Annotated in this window: 1 protein-coding gene; it reads left to right on the top strand. The window is 36.4% G+C overall.

The window, feature by feature from the left end:
* Positions 1-107, top strand: a 107-nt coding sequence (locus tag SB660_RS23265; RefSeq protein WP_486304227.1) for an ATP synthase subunit c family protein, incomplete at its 5' end; no start/stop codon positions are given.
* Positions 108-242: the final 135 nt, after the last annotated feature.

The following is a 242-nucleotide window of genomic DNA, read 5'->3' as shown; positions in this document are numbered from 1 at the left end:
CAGAAGCTCGTGGCGTTCTTCAAACTACTATGTTCATCGGGGTTGCATTAGTTGAAGCCTTACCGATCATCGCAGTAGTAGTAGCATTCATCGTAATGAACAAATAATTCAGTTGTATACTGAATTTTACTAGTGGCGAAGCAGGATTCACCAGATGAAACTTCGCCCTTCATTTTGGAACTGATAAAAGCTATGTGCAAATATAGCTTTTTAAAATAGGTAAGTTTTTAAAGTATTACAAA

Origin of the sequence: Bacillus sp. SIMBA_005 (assembly GCF_046535585.1) — a bacterium.
GTDB lineage: Bacteria > Bacillota > Bacilli > Bacillales > Bacillaceae > Bacillus > Bacillus pumilus.
This window is presented reverse-complemented; position numbering and strand designations above follow the sequence as displayed.